The organism is Bifidobacterium bohemicum DSM 22767 (genome assembly GCF_000741525.1).
GTDB classification, from domain to species: Bacteria; Actinomycetota; Actinomycetes; order Actinomycetales; family Bifidobacteriaceae; genus Bifidobacterium; species Bifidobacterium bohemicum.
Genome location: NZ_JGYP01000002.1, coordinates 615,012 through 632,629 on the forward strand (window position 1 = coordinate 615,012; position 17,618 = coordinate 632,629).

14 protein-coding genes and 1 pseudogene are annotated in these 17,618 nt (G+C 58.7%); 6 read left to right on the plus strand and 9 right to left on the minus strand.

Translation table 11 applies throughout. The annotated features are described in order from the left end of the window. Positions 1-143: 143 nt before the first annotated feature. Entirely contained in the window at positions 144-1,703 is a 1,560-nt protein-coding gene (locus BBOH_RS04790) for a polysaccharide deacetylase family protein (protein WP_052118227.1), read from the minus strand. Between the two features lie 252 nt (positions 1,704-1,955). Next, positions 1,956-3,017: an ATP-binding protein gene (locus BBOH_RS04795; RefSeq protein WP_081930338.1), complete on the minus strand. Its 1,062-nt coding sequence runs from the start codon at positions 3,015-3,017 to the stop codon at positions 1,956-1,958. Between the two features lie 809 nt (positions 3,018-3,826). Here BBOH_RS04795 and BBOH_RS04800 point away from each other — a divergent pair. Next, positions 3,827-4,186, plus strand: a complete 360-nt coding sequence (locus tag BBOH_RS04800; protein ID WP_033522273.1) for a PadR family transcriptional regulator — start codon at positions 3,827-3,829, stop codon at positions 4,184-4,186. 44 nt (positions 4,187-4,230) lie between these two features. After that, on the plus strand, positions 4,231-4,917 hold the full coding sequence (locus BBOH_RS04805; RefSeq protein ID WP_152595391.1) for a hypothetical protein: 687 nt from the start codon (positions 4,231-4,233) through the stop codon (positions 4,915-4,917). Between the two features lie 140 nt (positions 4,918-5,057). On the opposite strand, the gene BBOH_RS04810 is transcribed toward BBOH_RS04805, so the two are convergent. From BBOH_RS04810 to BBOH_RS04835, 6 genes are all read right to left on the minus strand, one after another. After that, complete coding sequence (locus BBOH_RS04810) at positions 5,058-5,810, minus strand: ABC transporter ATP-binding protein (RefSeq protein ID WP_033522269.1); 753 nt, start codon at positions 5,808-5,810, stop codon at positions 5,058-5,060. 80 nt (positions 5,811-5,890) lie between these two features. Next, on the minus strand, positions 5,891-7,561 hold the full coding sequence (locus BBOH_RS04815; RefSeq protein WP_033522312.1) for an ABC transporter permease: 1,671 nt from the start codon (positions 7,559-7,561) through the stop codon (positions 5,891-5,893). A gap of 155 nt (positions 7,562-7,716) precedes the next feature. Then, the gene (locus tag BBOH_RS04820; protein ID WP_033522310.1) at positions 7,717-9,021 is read right to left on the minus strand and encodes an ABC transporter permease; all 1,305 of its coding nucleotides are present in this window, start codon (positions 9,019-9,021) and stop codon (positions 7,717-7,719) included. A gap of 467 nt (positions 9,022-9,488) precedes the next feature. Then, complete coding sequence (locus tag BBOH_RS04825; protein ID WP_033522267.1) at positions 9,489-10,763, minus strand: Fe-S-containing protein; 1,275 nt, start codon at positions 10,761-10,763, stop codon at positions 9,489-9,491. Between the two features lie 139 nt (positions 10,764-10,902). Continuing rightward, complete coding sequence (locus BBOH_RS04830; RefSeq protein ID WP_033522308.1) at positions 10,903-11,547, minus strand: iron transporter; 645 nt, start codon at positions 11,545-11,547, stop codon at positions 10,903-10,905. Between the two features lie 122 nt (positions 11,548-11,669). Further along, entirely contained in the window at positions 11,670-13,571 is a 1,902-nt protein-coding gene (locus BBOH_RS04835; RefSeq protein ID WP_052118224.1) for an FTR1 family iron permease, read from the minus strand. Between the two features lie 598 nt (positions 13,572-14,169). Here BBOH_RS04835 and BBOH_RS04840 point away from each other — a divergent pair. Then, a pseudogene (locus BBOH_RS04840) lies at positions 14,170-15,364 on the plus strand (ATP-binding protein). Between the two features lie 358 nt (positions 15,365-15,722). Here the strand turns inward: BBOH_RS04840 and BBOH_RS04845 are convergent. Continuing rightward, positions 15,723-15,968, minus strand: coding sequence for a hypothetical protein (locus BBOH_RS04845; RefSeq protein ID WP_033522265.1), 246 nt, complete (start codon positions 15,966-15,968; stop codon positions 15,723-15,725). A gap of 496 nt (positions 15,969-16,464) precedes the next feature. Between BBOH_RS04845 and BBOH_RS04850 the strand changes: the two genes are divergently transcribed. The 3 genes from BBOH_RS04850 to BBOH_RS04860 are packed head-to-tail and all read left to right on the plus strand — an operon-like array spanning position 16,465 to position 17,575. Next, entirely contained in the window at positions 16,465-16,950 is a 486-nt protein-coding gene (locus tag BBOH_RS04850; protein ID WP_033522264.1) for a YwqH-like family protein, read from the plus strand. Further along, on the plus strand, positions 16,950-17,255 hold the full coding sequence (locus tag BBOH_RS04855; RefSeq protein ID WP_033522262.1) for a hypothetical protein: 306 nt from the start codon (positions 16,950-16,952) through the stop codon (positions 17,253-17,255). The genes BBOH_RS04850 and BBOH_RS04855 overlap by 1 nt, the downstream gene beginning before the upstream one ends. 32 nt (positions 17,256-17,287) lie before the next feature. Continuing rightward, the gene (locus BBOH_RS04860; protein ID WP_033522260.1) at positions 17,288-17,575 is read left to right on the plus strand and encodes a hypothetical protein; all 288 of its coding nucleotides are present in this window, start codon (positions 17,288-17,290) and stop codon (positions 17,573-17,575) included. Positions 17,576-17,618: the final 43 nt, after the last annotated feature.

The following is a 17,618-nucleotide window of genomic DNA, read 5'->3' on the forward strand; positions in this document are numbered from 1 at the left end:
GTCTTCCCGCAGTCATTTCGGACCTTTGGACATTAAAAACGTTTCCGACACTATGCAACGGTCTTTTGGCGACCATATCCGCATCGGCCAAAAGACAGGCAAGGTCAGCGTCACTTGATTTGCGATCAAGGTTGCGGCGGCCGTCACCGACCATTCATGGCAATCAGTTCGTCGATGGTGACGAACTCGAAGCCTTGGGCCTTGAGGCCATCGATGATCGAAGGCAACGCCTGGACATCCTCCGACCGGTCCCCGCCGCCGTCATGCATGAGCACGACCGCGCCGTTGGATGCTTTGGAAAGCACCGCGTCACGTATCGACTGCGCGCCGGGAAGCTTCCAATCCGCCGTGTCGATGGTCCAGATCACGTTCGCATCGACAAGATCGCTGACCTCTCGCCACTGTTCCGCGCCGAAATTACCGTAAGGCGCCCTGACGACCTTGGTCGTGACCCCTGACGCCGCCCTGATGTTGGCGAACCCCTGGATGATGTCCGTTCGCAAATCATTGGTGTTGAGCCGTTTCATATCAGGATGCGTGTTGCTGTGACTTGCCACCTGATGGCCTTCGGCGACCATCCGCTGCTCCATCTGCGGTTGTCCTGCCGCGTTTCGCCCCACGTCGAAGAACGTGGCCTTGACGTTTTTCGCCTTCAACTCGTCCAAGATGGAACCGCTGAACTTGCTGGGGCCGTCGTCAAAGGTCAGTGCGATCACCTTGCGTCCCGACGGTTGCGGGGAGAACGTGTCGACGACGACATCCTGCGGTTGTTCGACGATTCCTTTATCGACCTTCTCACCGGAAATTTTGCCGGTCCATGTCTCGCTGACGCCCGGCTTACCTTGCTTCCTGAGCTTTTGAATCACTCCGTGGCCATTCATGGCAACGCCGTAAGGAATCTCGGCGCGCTTGACATCGTGCCCCTCGGTAACGTCCTTGCCGTTTTCCGCGGTTATCGTTGCGTTTTCGGTCAAATTCATCGAGTAGAGACTGTCGGGAATGGCCATTGACGCTTGCCTGCCGGAATCACGATTAGCGACCGGCCTGGAACGGGCGGTATTCTCGACGTCCTTACCAGCATTCTTGGCACCATCGGCAGAGCCGTCACTGATTGATATTAGGTGTCCATTGAGGCTGTACCGTACGGGCCCGCCGCCGACCTTGTCGAGGACCCTGCCCGACAACGACAGCAGTCTGCCCGGCTTTGCGCCAAAATTTCCAGTGCTCTTCGCCAGCTCTCCCAGCGTCGCATCGACGCGCACCATCCGCGTCTCACCGTTGACGTTTACGGGAATACGCCGCCAGTGACTCCACCATTGGAAGCAGCTCCAACCGCCCATGCACAGTGCAACGGTCGCCACGACCAGTGTCACCAGCACCTTCCGCAGGACTCGCGCCCCACCGCCATAATCGCCGGTCAGACCATGGCGGGCACGGATTGCATTACGCCCCCCCCCGCCATTACCGACCCCAGCGACCGGCGCATCCCCAAGCCCGTCGAGCATCACCGAAAAACCATCCGGATCAGGCGAACGGATGGCGGCATCGGCAACGTTCAGATCTTCGGGCTCAAAACGGTCAGCGGAACCATTCATCAACGGAATGGCCTGTACATCACCCGGACCGTTCGCAGGCCCGCCGTTCACGGAACCGCTTGGCGACGTTTGCCCATAAGACACGGAATGTTCGTCTTCACCGGCCATCAGCTCCCCTTTGCACCGCTCCGATACGCGCCCCTCCACCGACAAGGATAGCCCGAACAGGGAAAACGCGCCGAACCGACCGTCCAAAACGTGGAATCGGGCAGCAGCAAGAATCACCTGGCCCGCGTCTTAGGCTTCCGAGGATGCATCGGGCTCCCATCAACAACCCTTGTGGAGCAAACGTCACCGGGCACAGACACGGTGATTCATCGTAGCCGCAGACCCGCAAAGATGCTCATGCCCCTGAAGAACTCATGCGCCTAAAGTCGTAATGGGAGCGACATAAACGCCCTCTTCGGTTCGATATGCAAATGCGCCATTGCCTACGACGACCATCAAAAACGACGGCTCCTGCTGTTGGGAGTATGGATTCGCCATGATTTTGTCGCGAACCTTCATCAACGATCGGACCCCATCAGGCACTCCGTTTTCACCCAACTTGATTTCAATCGCACTCCAACGCCCGTCGGCCAACTCAATAATCGCGTCCGCTTCGAGCCCCTTGTCATCGCGGTAAAAATACACATGAGGATTATCCACACCAATCCATGCGGAGGTGTAAACCAACAGGTCACGGATTACCAGATTCTCGAACATATCACCGAAAATCTGCCCCTCGCCAAGAAGCCTCCGCGGGTTGATACCCAACGCCGAAACCGCCAGCGAAGGATCGACGAAATAACGTTTTGGCTTGACACGCAAGCGATTACGAGACTTTACGGGACCATCCCAACACGGCAACTCTTCGATAATGAATTCGCGTTGCAGCATGTCTATGTAGCTCTGAGTCGTACTTCGTGCAGGACTGCTTTCAGACGTTACGTCATCACCGCACATATCGCGGCTTAACGTCGTGATGGTCGCCGCCTTCGTATTATTTCTGGCCAGAGAGGCGATAACGCGTCGTGTCATGGCCGGGGCTTTGCCCGACCGTGGAGCGTTATCTTCAGCGACGGCTTCCAAATACTGCCCCGGAAGGTACAGCGCGTCCTCGAGGGAACGGGTAAGGGAAGAAGGCCAGCCTCCGCGACAAACCCACTGCGCGATGCTGCTTAGCGAACCACTCGCCGCCGTACGCGTGAATTCTCCGTCAAACAGGCCATGCAGTGAAATCTCGCCGTTCGATAACCCTTGTTCCACAAGGCTCATCGGGCGCAGGCGCAGGTGAGCTATACGGCCAGCACCACTATGCTCATACTGCTCGAGCGGCGGTGCGCTGGAACCGGTTAGGAGGTATTGACCTGGACGATTGGCAGCTTGGTCGACAGCATGGCGCACCGCATCGCGGACGGTGGGGGGCGATCTGCCATTCATCGATTAAATGTGGTTGATCCCCGACCAACGCAACGGTGGGGTCAGCTTGCGCCAATGGTCTGACCCGATAATCGTCCAAACTAACCACACTGTTTGCATGTGCCAAACCGGACCAGGTTTTGCCGCACCCTTTGGCGCCGTCGATTTGCACGGCACCGAACACCTCTAAGAGTTTAGCTATCTTTGCGTCGACAAGCCTAGGCCTGTACTCGCCAGGTTTCAGAGCCATTATTCACCTCCATCATACATTTTACGCCGTTTCTATCTTACATTTTACACCATTTTGAACTTATATTTTACACCATTTACATCTTACATTTTACGCTTTACTGTTTGTCGAAATGCTTACACCGTTCCGCAAAGTGCCAACCTTGGAAGTCAAAACGGTCCAAGTTCGGAAACAAAAACGATCCGACTCCGGAAACGAGACGCGTCCAAGTCAGGTATTGGAAATGGTTCAATTCAGGAAGTAAAAACGGTCCAATATTGGAAACAGGACGGCGCAAACGCTTGATAATCCAGGAAAACTAGTTTATTGAATTATATGAACAAAACCGACGATACGAGCAATCCGGCCTACCTACGAGCATGCAAATACACATTCAACCGACAACTGGTTCATGCTATCACGTCAGGGTAATTGCCTCACACTCGACGGTCTGAACTTGAGAGCAAAAACGTTTTCATATCCGAAGACAGTCAGTCGAACAAAACTATGACAAAAGCGATACTATATTATATAGTACTCTTATCGAGAGTAGTTTCGCTGAAAGTTGGGATGAACACGGCCACGACTTCTCCGACTATCGATGGTGCTTGGCGCGCTCAAAGATCATCCGATGAACGCCTACGATATCAATAAATTCCTGGCTCCACGCGGCACGGGCAACTGGGTGAAGGTCAGCGAGCAATCCGTATATCGCATCACACTCAGGCTGTGCGAGCACGGATTCACCCGTATCGACAGTTCCGAAAGCGCTTCGGCGTCAAAGCGGATCTATGCCATCAACCGCGCCAGGCCAGGCGCGATTCCACGCGATTCCAGCCCTTCAGCGAGGCCCGGGAAACACTGCTGCTCTGCGCGGACAGTTACGACCTCATCGCCCGTTGGGCGCGTCATTTCCAAGATAATTTTTATGGTGAAGCACCCTCCGAACCCGACTTGGTGACAACGGCGACGACGGATCAGGCTGGCGGGGAACAGAATTCCACGATGCCGCAGTGCAACCAAAGCCAAAGTACGCACACGAAACGATACGGCACCACCGACAGCGCCGACAGCGCGGTTGATAGTCAAGCGAACGGCTCAGCCGACGAACCACTATCAATCGACGATATGGCCGAGCGAGCAAACCAACACAACCCGCATCGCAACCGCGATTCCGCAAGCAAAACAGGTAGCGCAACCGTCGTGGTGCAAGGACAGCGTCTCACCGGTTCGTTGCCCATTTCCCGTTTGGATATTCATCTGCAATCGATGGCCGGCCGCGGCCGCATCGCCGACACCGAAGATTTCGAGGTACGCTTGCACCATTGCAAAGCGGCAGATTTCCGAATCGTCAACAAAGCGGGAACCCTGAGCGTGGCCAACATCGGCACGCCGTGGGACAGCTTCTCGTTCGCGATGTTCAACCCCGCGCAATGGAACACAGGCGTCGAAGTGGCGGACGTCGAGATTCACAGCGGCTCCATGAAGTGGGACGGCACGGCAAGCAAAACGTTCAATTTCGAGTGCCACAGCGGCTCCGCGCAAATCACAGGACTGCCGCAGGGCTACGGCTACACGACCCAAATCAGCGGAAGCACGGTTCTTATTGACGGCGAATCAGCGCTCAGCAGCCGACCAGGTTCGCCCATGCTCAACCTCGATCTGCGTTCCAACAGCGCGTCGGTGCAGTGACGGCCGACGCTCCCCGGCGGTCATCGACGTCCGACCGCGAGATTCCGGCCAAGACCCGCTATGCGACGGACTGGAACCGCTGAACATTGGCCGCCACCGAATTGCCGAGGTCAACCCCACGACCGAAACCGCTTAAGTTGTTATGCCCGTACTTTCGCCGCTTTCGTAGGGTCGTTGAAGACCACGGCACCCTCGACGTCCCCTCCGGCGGCCACATAGGCCTCACGAGCCGCATCGTCATTCCACCGCTCACCCACGAGCACGCCATGGTTGAGCATGATCTCACGCTGGGCGCACGATGCGACAAGCGCGTCGTGCGTCACCACGATGATGGTAGTGCCCCGGGCGTTGAGCTCGCGGAAGAGATCAAGCACGATCTGCTCGTTCTTCTCATCAAGATTGCCAGTCGGCTCGTCGGCAAGGATGAGCTTGGGATGGTTGATCAGGGCACGGGCGATGCACACGCGCTGCTGTTCGCCGCCGGAAAGCTGGCCGGGCAGGTGTCGGGCGCGGGTCTTGAGGCCCACATGGTCGAGCGCCTCAAGCGCCTGGCGCTCGTCGACGACGGAATGGTAGTACTGCGCCACCATCACGTTCTCGACCGCCGTCAGATGTGGGACGAGGTAGAACTTCTGAAAGACCAGACCGATGACGTTCTTGCGCACGTCGGCCAGCTGCGAGGCGTTCAAATCATCGAGCCTACGACCTTCAAGCTCCACGGTGCCGCCGGACGGCTTATCCATGCAGCCGATGATGTTCATCAGCGTCGTCTTGCCGGAACCGGACGAACCGACGATCGCGAGCCACTGGCCTTCGGGAACGCTGAGCGTCAGGTCGTCCACGGCATGAAGATCGCCGTATGTCTTCGAAATATGGTTGAGTTCAAGCAGCATTGCCGCCCCTTTCCGTAAGTATTGAAACAAAAGTCAAGTCATTCGGTTTTGATGCATGGGGTTTATGAGTCATCCCGTATTCACTCCTCGCGCAACACAACAGCCGGATCGATGCGCACGGCCGAGTGAATCGGCAACAATGAAGCCACAACGGCTACGAGGGCGGCAAGCAGAACGGAAGCGACGGCAAGCGGCCAGTTCACGGCCAGATGCTGACCGAATACCGACGAGCTGAGTTCCCGTGCGAGCAGATAGCCGGCCACCGTGCCCACGAGACCACCCAACAAGCCATAAATCGCGGATTCCACCGTGAATTCGAGGGCGATGTCGCGCGAGGAGGCGCCAAGGGCCTTACGCAAGGCGATTTCCCCCTGCCTCTGCGCGACGATTGATGAGATCGTGGTGCCGACCCCGACCAGCGTCAGCGTCAGCACCACGAGCGTGACGATGAGGAGCAGCGTGCGCAGCATGGTGACGATGCGCACGTTCGAGGCCGTGATACGCGTGACTTTCTGAGCCTTCGCGGCCAGAGACGGCCGCCTGTTGATTGCATTGGCCAAGGCGCCAAGGGCGGCGTCCGGGGCATTGACCGAATACTCGACCACGTCGGCGCCACGCTCAAAACCGGTCATTTTGGCGACGTCGGCGTTTGAAGCGTAGACTATCTCATCCTCACTGCCACCGGTGTCGACGATGCCGGCGACGCGAAATTCCATGCCACCGGCGTTCGGCGCGGTCGGATGCCATTCGGCCGGCGAGACGCACGGGTTCTCGTATCGCATCACCGCTGAGGAGACGTGGCCGCCAGCGGGCTCGATATAGGACATTTTCATGCCCGCCATGCCCCTGCTCATACCTTTTTCGGAATCATGCGACATACCGGACATATCGCCACCTGATCCATCCGACGAATCAAGCGACATACCAGCCATGCCACCGCTCGCAGTATTCCCCGAGCCGTGCGACATACCGGACATCCCGGAGTGCTTGTCCCCGGATTCGTCGGAACCATTGGAACTGTTGGAACCGCTGGAATCATGGGGCGAGGCGGGCACCGACTCGGCTTTGCCCGGGCGATATTTCATGGTGATGACCGAGCCGATCTTGACGTCGAGCTTGGTGGCGGCGTCACGCCCCAGCATGACACCACCGTCGCCGGGCCACTTGCCTTCGATGCTCCAGTGGCGGTTCAGCGCCTTTACATCATGCGGGTCGACGCCAGCCGCGACGAACGGCAGTGAGTTGATCTGCACGTTCTCGTAGCGATAGGCCGCCGACTTCGCAGAGCCAGCTTCGTTCACCATCGCGCTCAGCGACTTCACCGCGGCATCGCTGAAACCGCCACCGGGCACACTTGCCTTGTCTCGCACGCCTGAATCACCGGTTTGAACGGAGCCGGACGAATTGGACTGGCCGGAACCGGGGTTATCCGTATTCGACATCCCGGCATCAGAGCCCTGTGAACCCGCCGTGGCGCCGCCCATTTTCATGTCGTTCATACCGCCCATACCACTGCCGCCACCGGCCCCGGAATCAGAATCGGCCAGCTGCCGATTGGGAATGACGACGAGATTGGCGCCGTACGAACGCATCTCGTCGTTCATCTGCCGCGGCACCGCAATGCAGATGGTCGCGAGACAGAACAACGTGGCCGCGCCCACCAGCGAGGCCACAACGGCCATGACGGCTCGCGAGCGCCGCCGGAAGACCGCGCCCCGCAGCATTCGCATGAACATGCGTCGGTTGGTCATTTGCCGTCTCGAGCGGCTTTGCAACTGGTTTTGGTCGTCGTCATCCGCAACGACGGGTTTGCCGTTCCTGACGTCACTCATGCCATCCTCCAGCAATACACGTATTACGATTCTTGTTCGCGGGCCGCGTCTGCGCAACGCGCCTGTCTTCATGCTCACCTGCCATGCAGCACCTCCGCGGGTCGCACACGCAGTATTGCGCGGATTGACGAGAACGAGGCGATCAGTATGGTGATGGCCAGAAGTACGAACACCAGAACAAATACCATCGGCCGCATCGCGACGCCGGAGCCGAACACGACGTGCCCGATCACCTGCGCGACCAGTGACCCTAGGCCGGCGCCCAGGAGACCTCCGGCCAACGAAATGACCGCCGTTTCGGTGAGCATGAGCCTTGAAACCGCACCGTCCGTGGCTCCGATCGCCTTGAGCAACGCCAGTTCGGAACTGCGCTCACCTATCGAGGAGGCCATCAGGTTCGCCACGGCGATGGCGGCCGCCACCAAACTCAGCGCGGTCATCAGAATCATCACCGCCTGCGTCTTGCGCAGCACGTCACCTTGCAGCTCAGCCACCTGCCGTACCTGCTTGGCGACCGCGTCGGGCATCACCTCTTCGATCTGATAGGCGATGGAGGAGGGGTAGGCCGTGCAATACCACGTCTCCCACTCCTCCTGGCTGAGCGCGGCCGGGTCTTTCTCGGCCTTGCGGGCCAACGCGTTTTCGGGCGTGGTCAGCGCTTTCACTTCGATTTTGTTGACCGAATCCGGTAGGTCCGCCAGGCGCTGGGCCGACCATGAGGGGACGTAGATGCTCTGTGCGTCCTCGTCACCGGAATCGAAGATGCCGACGATGCGCACGCGCTGGGTGCGACGCCGGCCAGAGGCCGTGTCCTTGGCGAGGGTGACGGTGTCGCCTACCTTGGTGCCTGTGGCGCGCGCAAGGTCCCGGCCCATCATGCCCTGCGGCAATCGGCCTTCGGCGCCATCCCTGGCCCAGGCCCCGTCGACCTTCCACCATGAGCGCATGCCCCGCACGCCTGCCGTGACCGAGGTGCCGGTGGGGAGTTTGATCGTCTTGTGGAACCACGTGCCGTTCACTGGCACCTGCCGCTTGCCGAGCGTGGCGCGGATGTTGAGTTCCGGCGCGAAATCGGTGATGTTGTATGCCCAGAACGTCGTCTTGATGTTGGCGGCGTCCGACTCCTTGAGGAACGCGGTCGGATCGGCGCCCGCATCATCCGTGTTGTAAAGATCCGACACCACCGCGTCTGCTTTGGGTTGCACCACGATATTCGAGCCGTATGTGGACAGCTCCGCGTTGAGTTTGTCGCCCACGTCGAACACGACGCCGAGCATCGCCACGCAGATCGTCGCCGAAAGGCACACGGTCACCGCGATCAGCAGCCGTCGTTTGAACTGCCGGGAAAACGAGCGGAACACCATTCTCAGGAGGAACATCATTCTCCCCTTCCATACGACATACCGACCAAGTCATCCACCCGATCCGCCGAACCACCCACGCGCTCAAACTGGCCGACCGGCCGGTTCATCAAGCAATCCGCGCAGCGGTTCGAACCAACTGTCCGACCCCGCAAACCAGTCGTCCAACCATCCGGTTCAGCACAACCAACCAGCCCAACCGTCCAACCAGCCGGGCCACTCACCCAATCAACGCGACTGCCCGATAATCCGACGGTGCCATTCACCTGGCAGCCAATCCACGTCCGAATCCCGCGGCCTCTAGCGGCCCCTTTTCGGCAATTTCCTGGCTCCCCGCCGAAAAGAGGCCATTTAGCCGTGCCTCGTGGCCTTTTTTCGGCATAACCATGCATAACTGCCGAAAAGAGGCCATTTGGGTCCCGTAAACGGCCCCTTTTCGGCATAAACCGGGTTGCGCACACGTTCGACGTCGACATCGCGACCCCTCAATCCTTGAAATGACTCGACAGCGCGTCGAGGTCGGGCGTATGGATGGTGATTTTGCCGTGCGCCGCCCGGTACGGGAACGGGATCGGGTTGCAACCGCCCTTGAAGCCGATGGTGGCGACGTTCATCTCCACCTCGCAACGTTTGCAGATGATTTTCCCGTTCTTTTCGTAATATCCGGCATCACCGCAGGTCATGCACGCGTCGAGCCCGACGCCGTACGCGCCGCCGTTCTTCTTGATGATGATGAAACGCATCACGGTGCCGTCTTTGGCCTTGTATTGGAAGCGATGCAGATGGCCGTCGTCCACCTTGCTGAACGGGATGGTGGCGGTGGCGCCGTGCAACGAGTATCCCTCGGGAGGGGAAAGCGTGGGCTGCTCGTGGAGCTTCGCGACGCCGGCGGTCAATGCCGCGGCCACGACGATCATTCCGACCAGGCTCCACACCGCGGAGGCCATCGCCCGACGGCGGAACGCCTTGTGCGTGCGGATCACGGCGTCGTTTTCACCGACCGGTTTCATCCGCAAGCCCGCCACGACCGACGCAATTACGGGAATGATGAAGACCAGCGCCTGCGCGATGACCATTCTGGTGTCGTTATTGGCCGCGGCGATGAGCACCGTGAAGGAGGCGCCGTCGAACTCGACCAACATAAGCGACATCAGCAGCGAACAAAGCTGGGTCGCATGGCAAACAAGCAAAATCAGAAGCATGAGCATGGATGCGGTCAGGAAGCTGCCATGCACCGCCGTCGTGCGCATCGTGCGGAAGATCGCCGCCACCGCAACCGCGGTCCCGACACCCAGCGCGAAGCCGAGCGCCCGCAGCAGCATTTTGGAGGTGAAAGCCGATTCGCCGGTCTCCACAAAGCTCGTCAGCTGCATGATGACGTCTTGCAGCGCGAAGAAGGTGGTCAGGGCGATACCGATCGCCGCGACACCGTTGGCCGCATGCAGACGAATCGGGTGTTGGTGCCATTCGCGCCTGAACCTGCCCGACCCGGCCATCACGACGAGCATCAGCACATCGCACGACACCGCGCCGATGAGCACCGGCAGATTCACGCCGGAACGGCGGTCCACAATGACCAGCAGACGCAACACGGTGAAGACGACGACCGCACCAAGCCCGACCAAAAGCCCGTAAAGCCGCCAGTTTCGGCTCAGCGGCACATCACGCCCCTCGCCCACACCGAGCAGCACGCTGAGCGTCATCACCAGCAGGGCCGGAGCCAACGCCCCCGACAGAGCACCCACAAACTGCTGTAGCATCGCACTACCTTTCCATATGCATCCATGCCGTCTTGGCCGAGGACACAACCGGCTTCGGACCCCTTACCGAATCAGCCGTCAGGGGTTCCGAAGCAATATGGTTCTCACGACACGGCGATATCCACCGGATCGGCCGATCTCACCACTGATGCACGACGTAGTTCCAGTCGAAGGTGGCCACGATGGGCTTGGTCCAGAAGCGACCCTTGACGCCGGTGTCCGGATCGACGTGAAGCGTCCACCCGTTGGTCTCCGGGCTGTAGATCGTGTAGGTGAGCTTGTACTGGCCGGCCTTGTCGAGCTTTATGTTGGCGCCGTAATGCGGGCCGTCGTCCGCGTTCATCTCCATGAACGTGCCGTCCTGCTTGTTGTTCGGGTCGTTCTTGTCTTCGATCTGGTACTTGACGGTGAGCTTGGGGATGAAGTCGCCCGTGCCGTAGCCCAGGTTGTTGTCCTTCAGGGCGTGGATGTCGGCCTCGAGGTGCAGGTTCGATTCTGCGGCCGAAAGCCCCATGCCCGCCGGGTACATGTCGACCGGCTGGAAGTAGACGGTCGCGATGTTCAGCGGGAAGATCTGCTGGTCATGGCCGATCGGGATCTCCTCGAACTTGGCGCCGTTGGCGTTCTTCCTGTTGTCGTCCTTCTTGTCGGCGGATTTGGAATTCGAAGCGTCGGACTTGGGGTCGGACTTGTCGGCACCGTTAGAGCCGCAAGCGCCCAGAGAAAAGGCCAAAGCCCCTGCCGCCACGGCCGCCAGAAGAGCGGTGATTCTCCTATGTATTATTGCCATTTTTTCTTCCTTTTGTACTGCGTTTTCTGGTATTTTGTTATAACGAATCCTTGACCGGCCGCACCAGCCGACTCTCGAGGCTGTCTACGCCATCGGTTGACGGGTTGACATCCGACTCATGCGGAATTCTCGGAGGCGCCCGGATCCGGCATTGACGCCGGTTCCGTCGGAGTGCCGGCCGCCGTCGCATTCCCGGATGGCATTGAAGTCCTGGATGCCGTGGGCGGAACCGGCACCTTCGACGCCGCCGAAGCCGCAGACGCGGGCACGCTGCCGGCAGCCCCGCGCCGCCGGTGCCGTCGAACCCCGAACCACGCGTAGAGCGCCACCATCACCAAAGCCGCCACGCCTTGCGCCGCAAGGGTCTGAGCGTATGGATAGATGCCGAGCCACTCGTTGGTGGGCATGGCGGCCAGGTACGTGCCGTTGATGGCGTCGCCTTCGATCAGCGCGTGGACGCCGCCGCCCGCGAAGGTGACGGCGAGCACGGCCAGCAGCACCGAGGTGACGCCGAAGAACGGCCCCAGCGGGATCTTGACGGAGGTGAAACGGATGAGCGCGAAGACGACCACCAGCACCACCGCGGCCGCGACGCCGCCGATCCACATGCCGCGCACGTCCCGCGTCATCGAATAGACGCTTTGGTAGAACATCACGGTTTCGGCGCCCTCCCGGAACACTGCCAAGAAGCTGAGCATCGCCAGTGAGACGACGCCGGCGAACGTCATCGACTGAGCGGAAGCCACGCCGGAAACGACGTTCCGTGTTTTCGAGCCGATATATGCTCTCCATGCATCGGTGCCGGACTTCGACAGCATCCAGTTGCTTGTGTAGACCAGCATGCACATCGCGATCAGAGCCACGATGCCCTCCAGGTTCTCCTGCTGAGGCCCGTTGCCGTCGAACAGCAGCGCGAACAGCACGGCCACGACCCCCGATCCGAGCAGACCGACAAGCACGCCGAGATAAATCCACTTGATCAGTTTTCTGTTGCCGGACTTCGCTAGGTACGCGATGATCGCGGCGACCACCAGGAGCGCCTCAAGCCCCTCGCGCACCAGGATGAGGAACGCCTGCCCGATGGAACTGGTGGCGAATCTGGTGGCGCCGCCCACCTGGTCGGCCGCGCCTCCGTCGAGTCCCTTGGCGTCGGTGACGAGGTTCGCCTTAAGGTCGTCGGCCTGCTTGACGATGCCGGTCGAGGCGTCTCCGCGAACCATCGCCTTGCGCAGCTCCTTGAAGCAGCTTTCCATGTAGGAGACGCGAGAACCGGAGATCGCGTTCATCACGTTCTTCTCGAAGCCGAGCTTTTCGTAGTACTGGTAATACGCCTCGTTGACCTTGTCGGAGCCTTTCTCGCCGTCGCCGGCCTTCGCGGCCGCGACGCCCTGATCGAGCACCTTGCCTATCTGCTGCGCGACCTGAACCCAGGTGCGGTCGCCTTTGCCGTGGAACTTGGTCTTTTTGTTCTTTTGCAGCACTTTGCGTTGCGCTTTGGTCCGTTCCGCGAGCTGGGCGGCGTATTCTTGCGGTTTCGCGAGATTCGGGGACGCGTCGAGCCGGGTCGCCGCATCGATCAGCTCGCCGCAGAGCGCGGCGGTTCCGGACTTCAGCTCATCCGCATGCCCGTCCGAATAGGTCAGCTGCTGGACGGCTTGGAAACCGTTGGCCTCGTTCTGCTGGCGGTCGGTCCCTAAGGTGTCGCGTACGGCCCGACTGAAATTGCTGGAGGTATAGCGCGAGACGGCCGCGCTCATCTGCGAGGAGGCGGTCGGACGGTCGCCCGCGGCATAGGCATCGACCGCCTGCTTAAGCTGTGCGCCAAGCCCGCTGGCGACGCCGCCCCAAGTCGCCTCGGCGGAGGCGGTCACGGAAGCGTCGGCGGCCGATCCGACGGCGACAGCGTCGTCATCCCGCGGAGCGGCGAAGGCATACGAGGCCGGCACCAGCATGAACGCCAGCGCCAACGGCACCAGCACGGCATGCCACCGTCTCAACATCCATACTTTCGCCTTCATACGATTCGCCCTTCCGCCTCCGTCGCACCTCACGGCATGGCTTCGCAACAGGGTAGGGCAAATTCGTCTCGGAAAAAAGACTTGTTTTTAAAATCTTCTTGTGGTATATAGGCCGTCCGTTTCATATTCAATGGTTACCAAAGTAACAATTGGAAATAGCCATCGGTTGCTTTTGGCGACTACCGGATCTGAAATGCTGCGCCGATTCAAACCTTAGGCGAGCCTGCAAGCAACCGGAATCCTCCATCCGAAGTCTATGGCGAAGGACTTCTTGCAGGCCGTCCCCGAATCTGCGGACCATTTACGGACCAAATCGCAATTCCTGGGTTGCTTACCGGTCGAGGAATTCGCCACTCAATGACAAATTCAATCTAATGCAATACAACCAACGGCAAGTCATCCACTATCGCCGAACCAAAATCTGGCTTACCTTTCAGTTTTTTATTTTTTATATTTCTTTTTATCTTTTTTATTTCTTTTTATCTTGCTGCTATCGTCATACCAGTGACAAGCAAATAGTTACGTCAGATGCGGGGTGGCTTATGAAGAAAACCACAAACCGACAATCTCGAATCCCTTCAAGCCAACGGCCGGACGCATGCCGCCGGCTCTTATCGGCCGGGATTCGGTCATCGAGGATTTCAACGAGGGACTGGACGATGGCCCGGGCGCCCCGGGCCGTCTGATGCGCGTGACCGGCGCCCGAGGTGTCGACGAAACGGTGATCCTCACCGAATTCGGCCGCATCGCGAAGGCACGCAGCTGGGAAGTGATAGACGAGACGGCTTCGGCCGGTCTGACCAAGCGTTTGCTTGACGGACTCTCGACGCCGAGCCACGGCGTCGGCATCACCGCAAAACCGACCTTGCAAATTCCCGCGTTAGGCACCGTTTCACTGGGCGAAGCGGACATAAGCGCACAAACCATGCCGATGACGCCGCGAAACGCGATGAGCAGACGCTTGGACAAGCTGGAACGCAAGCACGTGGGCCTAATTGATCACCATCGATGAGACGCAGGCGGCGCAACGCGACGACATGGTCGCACTCGCTACGGCGATCCAGCACCTGACACGCGAGGAACGCAATATCGCCTTCGTCTTCGCCGGACTGCCTTCGATATCGTCGAAATGGCTTAATGACCAGCTTCTTACATTCCTACGCCGCGCCCAGCCGGAACTTCTGGGGGACATACCGCTTGCCGAAGTACACGACGCCTTTGCGGACACATTCGCGCTTTCGGGAATGCCCATCGACGGCGAGGCGCTGGACCTGGCAACGAATGCGACCGAAGGCTATCCTTTTATGATTCAACTAGTGGGCTATAACATTTGGCGCGTGGCCCGTAAGGAGCAACGCAGACCTGACGAGACGAATAACGGAAATGGCATAAATACCGAATTCGAACCATCAGGACCTGCCAAATCAAAACATTCAGAAGGCCAAAGCAAACCGACAGTGAGCGTCGAAGCCGCCAAGACCGGCGTAAGAGACGCCCTTGCAAGGCTCGGCGACACGGTTCACAGTCCAGAACTCGACGGACTTTCCGCAGTCGACCGCACCTATCTTCTCGCCATGGCCCAGGACGACGGCCCGTCTTCCACATCCGTTGTCGCCGAACGGATGCACAAGAGCGCAGCATACGCGAATACGTACCGCACGCGGCTCCTGGAAGCCCAAGTCATCAAGGAAGCGGGTTTTGGACAGGTCGACTTTGCCATACCGTATTTAAGGCAGTATCTACGCGAACACGCGGCCTACTATCTACCGAAGTCGGAGAACAGCAAGGCCTGACTCCCTATAAGTTACACCGAATTTTCGCGGGTGACGCGCCTGACTGCAAATGCAGATGCAGAAAAGCGACATCCCACCGACCGAGACGGAAATCAGTATGACAGGATATCGGCATGACACTGGACGCGGCGGCGTAGGGCATTGACCAGGGCGACGCCGGTGGCGGGACTATCGCCGACCGTCAGGCTCGCATCACCCTGTTAGCGCAAGATGCGCATGGTTTAAAAACAAGAGGTCTTCATGCCATTTTTGCACTGCATTCTGAATGCGTTTGCCTTGCCCGGGTGTGACTGCTTCATGGTTTCCGATGGTGCGTATGTTGCCGTTGCGGTTGGATTGCAGGAAACGTATTGGCCATTCATGCATGACTCAATGCCGGCTGAGCCGGTATTTCGGTGATGATGCCGTTGGGCCTGCGATCGGTATCAGGCGTCGCGTCATAATCGTAACCGTCGCGGCAGGGTCGCTCGAAACCACCGGACGGGTACAGCTTCCTATAGAAGTCCATAGGCTTAAGCTCATCACCGAAACGGCACGTCAAATAGGCACGTTTAACCCGATAGAACTCTCCAGCGGAACGATCGTCACCAAAAAATCTCATCATGAAGCACTTTCACCGCTACGGCGCTACCCTATCAATAGGTTTAAATGAACGCTTTGGTTCCCGAGTTCAAGTTAGAAGTGCAGCATCCGTGGAACGATGCAATTGCTTATGTCCCACCAACGGGAAGAGTGCCGCACCCAGCAAGCCGTCTTACAGACATTTGTCGAAAGAGAAAGGAAACCGCATAGCCGAGCTGCGGCCGAGGGACTGGAAGGCGCGCGACAGCGGGCGAGCTGGGACCTGCGCCGTCGACGGCGAGCCGGGACCCAAGACGCGGCGTTGGTTCGCATCGAACGAGGACGAGTCGTACCTGCCCTACCGGCCCGCCCAGGCCTTCGCGCCGGAAAAGGACAGGCTACCATCAAAGGAACGACCAATACCGCACTTCCGACTCGAACCCGGAATCAATAACCCCCTGTGTGCACTATGATATAATACATATCAACTTTATCGGTCCCTTGCTCCTCCCGCCAGGAGGAAGAAAGCGACTACGCAAATGCCGTATTCAGAACGGATCAAAGGCGATATCTCACGCATAGACGATCAGCGCGCCAGCCTAACCGGCGAAATCGCAAGCACCAAGAAGCGCCTCACCCAACTTCGCGCGGCCCTCGAACATGTCCACAGAAAGCAAAACCATTTCGAGGATGAACAGGCCAACCGACGAGCCGCTTTGCGAAACCTGCAATGGTCAGGCCTGCAGAACCGCAGCGCCCAACGATATGCGGAAATGATGGGCAACATGATCTTAGGCGGCGCTTACACCAACGTCAACGACACCTTCAACGAATGTATCCGCCTGATCAAAAACCAGATCGAGGAAGCCGAACTGCAGATTCCTGATCTCGAACGGATCATCGGCAACCTCGATACGGAACGGGCCGCATACCAACAAGACCTGAACCATGCGCTCGCATGTGAACAGGAGGACAAGCAGAGGGAGAACCTCCGCATGGAGGCCCGCAGGAGAGGGGAGTGGTGATGGCTGGGGAAGATCCAAATCTAGTCATCGTCGACAACTACGTAGAAGGTGTCGGGAGTGGCCGCAAAGACTATGGTCTGTCGCTTGACGACCAGATGAAGCAATACCTGTCCATCATGGACAAAGTATGCTCCGAAGCAATACCCTCCGGAACGATACATGACGCCCTGGTGGCCTTCGTCACCGACATCAGAACCCTGTACGGCGAAAAATCGGGAAAACTCAGCTCGATTTCAAACACATTATCCGACACCTGCGCAAACTTCATTGCACAGGTGGACGAAGACGACCAGTTCCTGTATTAAACGGATAAAAGCACAGAGGGAGGAGGGCAAGAATGGCACGGAAAATAGAACTCGCTCCGGATAAGCTTGAGAAACTCATCCAGGAGCTCGGAGAGTTGAACGCCCATCAGAACGAGTATTCGCATTTAAAAACGTATAGCATGGACGGTTCCGGATCGGCGGTATCCGCATTGCAGGACGTCGCGCGGGAGTACGTCGCATTAGGGGATTCTTTGCAGTCCTTATTCGACAAAACCCGGGAGTTTCTAACCAAAGCGAACTCATCCATGAAAGAGGCGGACCGTGCCGCCGGCAGCCAATTCGGCGAACACGCACACTGACCGGAAACACCGAGTCACGAGCAATTCAGGCAACCGTACAAGA

Coding starts and splice junctions, on each gene's coding strand:
- BBOH_RS04790 (WP_052118227.1), bottom strand. CDS start 1,703: ATGGCCGGTGAAGACGAACATTCCGTGTCTTATGGGCAAACGTCGCCA.
- BBOH_RS04795 (WP_081930338.1), bottom strand. CDS start 3,017: ATGAATGGCAGATCGCCCCCCACCGTCCGCGATGCGGTGCGCCATGCT.
- BBOH_RS04800 (WP_033522273.1), top strand. CDS start 3,827: ATGGTGCTTGGCGCGCTCAAAGATCATCCGATGAACGCCTACGATATC.
- BBOH_RS04805 (WP_152595391.1), top strand. CDS start 4,231: ATGCCGCAGTGCAACCAAAGCCAAAGTACGCACACGAAACGATACGGC.
- BBOH_RS04810 (WP_033522269.1), bottom strand. CDS start 5,810: ATGCTGCTTGAACTCAACCATATTTCGAAGACATACGGCGATCTTCAT.
- BBOH_RS04815 (WP_033522312.1), bottom strand. CDS start 7,561: ATGACCAACCGACGCATGTTCATGCGAATGCTGCGGGGCGCGGTCTTC.
- BBOH_RS04820 (WP_033522310.1), bottom strand. CDS start 9,021: ATGTTCCTCCTGAGAATGGTGTTCCGCTCGTTTTCCCGGCAGTTCAAA.
- BBOH_RS04825 (WP_033522267.1), bottom strand. CDS start 10,763: ATGCTACAGCAGTTTGTGGGTGCTCTGTCGGGGGCGTTGGCTCCGGCC.
- BBOH_RS04835 (WP_052118224.1), bottom strand. CDS start 13,571: ATGAAGGCGAAAGTATGGATGTTGAGACGGTGGCATGCCGTGCTGGTG.
- BBOH_RS04845 (WP_033522265.1), bottom strand. CDS start 15,968: ATGATGAGATTTTTTGGTGACGATCGTTCCGCTGGAGAGTTCTATCGG.
- BBOH_RS04850 (WP_033522264.1), top strand. CDS start 16,465: ATGCCGTATTCAGAACGGATCAAAGGCGATATCTCACGCATAGACGAT.
- BBOH_RS04855 (WP_033522262.1), top strand. CDS start 16,950: ATGGCTGGGGAAGATCCAAATCTAGTCATCGTCGACAACTACGTAGAA.
- BBOH_RS04860 (WP_033522260.1), top strand. CDS start 17,288: ATGGCACGGAAAATAGAACTCGCTCCGGATAAGCTTGAGAAACTCATC.